At 69.6% G+C, this 4,912-nt stretch carries 5 protein-coding genes; 4 read left to right on the plus strand and 1 reads right to left on the minus strand.

Going from position 1 to position 4,912, the window contains the following annotated elements:
* Positions 1-41 precede the first annotated feature (41 nt).
* Positions 42-824 carry a sporulation protein gene (locus SRB5_RS35560; protein ID WP_153457972.1) on the minus strand — a complete coding sequence of 261 codons (783 nt, stop codon included), beginning with the start codon at positions 822-824 and terminating at the stop codon, positions 42-44.
* Positions 825-976: 152 nt separating this feature from the next.
* Between SRB5_RS35560 and SRB5_RS35565 the strand changes: the two genes are divergently transcribed.
* The 4 genes from SRB5_RS35565 (at position 977) to SRB5_RS35580 (ending at position 4,496) form a co-directional block, all read left to right on the plus strand.
* On the plus strand, positions 977-1,642 hold the full coding sequence (locus SRB5_RS35565; protein ID WP_323379048.1) for a DNA-3-methyladenine glycosylase: 666 nt from the start codon (positions 977-979) through the stop codon (positions 1,640-1,642).
* A gap of 57 nt (positions 1,643-1,699) precedes the next feature.
* Positions 1,700-2,590 (plus strand): RNA polymerase sigma factor SigJ, encoded by an 891-nt coding sequence (sigJ, locus tag SRB5_RS35570; RefSeq protein WP_153457974.1) that lies wholly within the window; start codon positions 1,700-1,702, stop codon positions 2,588-2,590.
* A gap of 73 nt (positions 2,591-2,663) precedes the next feature.
* Entirely contained in the window at positions 2,664-3,122 is a 459-nt protein-coding gene (locus SRB5_RS35575) for a carboxymuconolactone decarboxylase family protein (protein WP_153457976.1), read from the plus strand.
* Positions 3,123-3,170: 48 nt separating this feature from the next.
* Positions 3,171-4,496 (plus strand): NAD(P)/FAD-dependent oxidoreductase, encoded by a 1,326-nt coding sequence (locus tag SRB5_RS35580; protein ID WP_153457977.1) that lies wholly within the window; start codon positions 3,171-3,173, stop codon positions 4,494-4,496.
* Positions 4,497-4,912 lie beyond the last annotated feature (416 nt).

Here is a 4,912-nt window from a genome sequence, read left to right on the forward strand (position 1 = left end):
CCGTCGGACAAGACCACGCCGTGAGCGGGGAAGGGGGAACGTCAGAACCAGTTCCGCTTGCCGCCGACCTCCGAGATCCACTGGTTCAGATACGCCGCCCAGTCGGTCTGGTCGTACGCCGACAGGCTCACCGTGAACAAGCGGTACGAGTCCGTCCCCTCGGTGAACAGCCCCGGCTTCTTGTCCATCTCCAGGACGACGTCCATCTCGCGCTCGTCGGCGACGAACGTCAGCTCCACCTGGTTCAGACCCCGGTACTGCTGCGGCGCGTAGAACTCGATCTCCTGGTAGAACGGCAGCTTCTGCCGCGTACCGCGGATGTGCCCGCGCTCCAGGTCCGCGCCCTTGAAGCGGAAACCCAGCCGCCCGAAGGCGTCCAGGATCGCCTGCTGCGCCGGCAGCGGGTGCACGTTGACCGGGTCGAGGTCACCGGAGTCCACCGCCCGCGCGATCTGCAGCTCGGTGGTCACCCCGACGCTCATCCCCGTCAGGTGATGCCCCATGAACGTCGTGATCGGCGTCTCCCACGGGATCTCCAGACCGAACGGCACCTGGTGCTGCGCACCGGGCTGCACCGTGAAGGCACCGCCGAGCCGCATCCGGTGGAACTCGACGTCCTGCTTGTACTCCTGGTCGCCGCTCTCCACCTCCACCCGGGCCTGCAGACCGACGGAGAGCCCCTCGATCTCCTGCGCCACCGAGCCGCCGGAGACGTCCACATGACCCTGCACCACACCGCCGGGCACGATGTTCGGCTCCGCCAGGATCGTCTCCACCGACGCACCACCGGCACCGAGACTGGCGAACAGCTTCTTGAACCCCATCCCACTCCTCCCCGTACTACCCTCACCGGGTCGCGTACTGTGCTGGACCGGTCCTCGTCCCGGCGCCCTGCCACGGCCGCCGCCCCGGACCTCCTGGCCCGCACCCTACTGCGTACCACCCCCGACGAACCGAGCGAGGTCCGATACCGACCGTGGGAAACGACCCGACACCACCGGACCTCGACGCCCTCCTGCCCCGCGCCTTCTACGCCCGCCCCGCCCACGTCGTCGCCCCCGAGCTGCTGGGCCGCATCCTGGTCTCCGGCACCGGCGACGCCACCGTCGCCCTGCGCATCACCGAGGTCGAGGCCTACGAGGGCGAGACCGACCCCGCCTCCCACGGCTGGCGCGGCCGCACCCCCCGCAACGCCACGATGTTCGGCCCCGCCGGGCATCTGTACGTCTACTGGATCTACGGCATGCACCATGCCGCGAACGTCGTCTGCGGCACGGAGGGCGTATCGCACGGAGTGCTCGTACGAGCCGGCGAGATCGTCACCGGCCACGCCGAGGCCACCGACCGCCGCCCCGCCGCACGCTCCCCGAAGGAACTGGCGCAGGGCCCCGGCCGCCTCGCCGACGCCCTCGGCATCACCCGCGCCCTCGACGGAACGGACGTCTGCGACGCACACGCCCCGATCCGCCTCGCCGCCGGCGAACCCGTCCGCCGCGGCCGCGTCAGACACGGCCCCCGCACCGGCGTCTCCCGCGCCCACGACACCCCCTGGCGCTACTGGATCGCCGACGACCCCACGGTCAGCCGCTACCGCCGCCACACCCCCCGCAAGAGATCCCCGAAGCCCGGCGACCCCGAATGATCCACCGCTGAATCACCGCGGTTACTCTTGCCCCGAGCCGAGGAGGACGCGATCCGTATGGGCGATGGGCACGTGCCCGCAGAGGCCGGACACGAGGACGTGCCGGCCGCCGAATGGGAGAAGCACCGCCCCGCCGTCTTCGGCGCGGCGTACCGCCTGCTGGGCAGCGTGGCCGACGCCGAGGACGTCACCCAGGACGTCTGGCTCCGCGCCCGCGCCGCGGACCTCTCCCGCGTCGATGACCTGCGGGCCTGGCTGGTCACCGTCGCCGCCCGCCGCTCGTACGACATCCTCAAGAGCGCCCGCCACCGCCGCGAGACCTACGTCGGCCCCTGGCTGCCCGAACCCCTGCTGACCGGACCCGACGCCTCCGAACCGGTCCTCGTCGACGAATCCGTCTCCACCGCGATGCTCCTGATCATGGAGGAGCTGTCACCACCCGAACGAGTGGCCTTCGTCCTGCACGACGTCTTCGGCCTCGAGTTCGCCCGCATCGCCGAGGTCCTCGACGTCACCGTCCCCGGCGCCCGCCAGCTCGCCTCACGCGCCCGCCGCCGCGTCGCCGGAGCGAAGGAGTCCGAGCCCCGGGCACCCAAGGCGGAACGCGACCGCGTCCTCGCCACCTTCCGCGCCGCCTACGAGGCCGGAGACCTGGAGGGCCTGGTACGACTGCTGCACCCGGACGCCGTCTACGTCACCGACGGCGGCGGAAAGGTCCACGCGGCACGCAAGCTCATCCACGGCGGGCAACGCGTCGCCGAGGTCATGGTGCGCGTCGGCCGCCAGTGGCACGCCGACCGCATCGACCTCGTCGAGGTCGGCGGCGAGCTCGCCCTCGTCCTCCACCGCGACGGCCGCGTCTACTCCGTGGACACACTGCAGGTCACCGACGGTCTGATCACCGCCTACCGGCGCGTCATCAACCCCGACAAACTCGCTCACGTCTGAGCCGTCACGTTCCGGGACACTGCCTCGTCTACCTGATGAGAACGACAACAGGACAGAACGAGGCGAAGAAACCATGAGCAGCACGCAGCGTGTCAACGTCGGAAAGCAGCACCCGGGCGCCTACAAGGCCCTGATCGCCCTCTCGACGGAGGCGGAGACAGCCGCCGCCGCGGCCGGCCTCGACCCGCTGCTGACCGAACTGCTGAAGATCCGTACCTCCCAGCTCAACGGCTGTGCGTTCTGCCTGCGGATGCACACCCGCGACGCTCTGAAGAAGGGCGAGAACCCCGACCGGATCGCGGTGCTCCCCGCCTGGGCGGAGACCGGTTACTTCACCGGCACCGACCGAGCGGCACTGCGCCTCACCGAAGCGGTGACCCGGGTGGGGGAGGGGCACGTCAGCGACGACGAGTACGACGCCGCCGCGACCGTGCTCACCGAGGAACAGATCTCAGCCGTCGTCTGGCTGGCCGTCGTGATGAACGCCTTCAACCGCGTCGCGATCACCAGCCGGTACCCCGTCAGCGGCTGACAGCACAATCCGACGGGACAGCTGTTCATCACCCGAGCAGGGGGAATCATGCGTGAGATTGTGATCGTCGGCGGCGGCTACGCGGGCTTCTACACCGCCTGGCGACTGGAGAAGGCCCTGCGCAAGGGCGAGGCACGCGTCACCATCGTCGACCCGCGGCCGTACATGACGTACCAGCCGTTCCTGCCGGAGGTGACCGCCGGATCGATCGAGGCCCGGCACGCCGCCGTCTCGCTGCGCCGCCATCTGCGCCGCACCCGGGTGCTCGCGAGCACGGTGACCGACATCCGCAGCGCCGACCGCACGGTCACCGTCCGCTCGGCACAGGGCGACGAGGAGAAGCTGACGTACGACATCCTCGTCGTCACCGCCGGCGCCGTGACCCGCACCTTCCCCATCGACGGGATCGCGGAGCAGGCCATCGGCCTCAAGCACGTCGAGGAGGCGGTCGCCATCCGCGACCGGCTGATGACCGCCTTCGACCAGGCGGCGACCCTGCCCCCCGGCCCAGAACGCCGCGCACTGCTCACCGTCACGTTCGTCGGCGGCGGTTTCTCCGGCGTCGAGGGCTTCGGCGAACTGCTGTCGCTCGCGACGGCGATGCTCAAGTCCTACCCGGAGCTCGGCCTCGAGGACCTCTCCTTCCATCTGGTGGAGGCCCGCGGCCGGATCCTGCCCGAGGTGGCGGACAAGCCTGGTGAATGGGTGGTGCGCCATCTGGAGGGCCGCGGGGCACACGTCCACCTGAACACCCAGATGGTGTCCGCCGCCGACGGCCACGTCGTCCTCTCCGACGGCCAGGAGTACGACTCCGCGCTGATCGTCTGGACCGCCGGCAACGCCGCCAACCCCGTCGTGCACCACCACACGGACCTGCCGGTCGACGAGCGGGGCATGCTCGTCGTACGGGCCGACCTCCGCGTGGGCACCGACACCGACCCCGTCCCCGACGTCTGGGCCGCCGGAGACGACGCCGCCGTCCCCGACCTCGCCTCGCCCGTACCGGGCGCCCACACCATGCCGAACGCCCAGCACGCGGTACGGCAGGGCAAGCGCCTCGCCAAGAACATCGTGGCGAGCCTGCGGGGCCGGAAGGTCCGCGACTACCGCCACGACAGCCTCGGGGTGGTGGCGACGCTGGGGATGGGACGGGGCATCTTCCAGTACAAGCGCATCGTGATCAAGGGACTGCCGGCCTGGCTGATGCACCGGGGCTACCACGTCCTCGCGGTGCCCACCTGGGAACGGAAGATCCGCGTCATGTTCGTCTGGACCACCGCCGCCCTGTTCGGCCGGGACATCGTCTCACTGCTCTCGGTCCAGCACCCGCGAGACGCCTTCGCCAATGGCACCGACCAGCACCGAGTCCACTGACCCACGAAGGAGCTTGACTCCGGGTGCCCGGAGCCGTAATGTGGACCGAGCCGCAAAACCGGGGGTCGCTACGGCGCGCCCCCGAGGCGGCACCTCTCACTACTGGATCACTCCCTCTGATCGGCCCATCCGGGGCTCTGCTTTGTGCACCCTGGAATTAGCCGATTAGGGATTACCGGAGAAATCCGCTAACGTAGTGATCACCGCGAGGACGGAACGCGAAAGCGAAACGGACTCAAGGGAAAACCCGCCGGCCGGGTTCGGACACTGAAAAGAGTCTGATAGAGTCGGAAACACCGAAGGGAAGCGCCCGGAGGAACCGGTGAAAGGGTTCCGAAGGAAGCGTCCGTTCCTTGAGAACTCAACAGCGTGCCAAAAGTCAACGCCAGATATGTTGATACCCCGTCCCTCACACG

The organism is Streptomyces smaragdinus (assembly GCF_009604385.1).
Lineage (GTDB): Bacteria > Actinomycetota > Actinomycetes > Streptomycetales > Streptomycetaceae > Streptomyces > Streptomyces smaragdinus.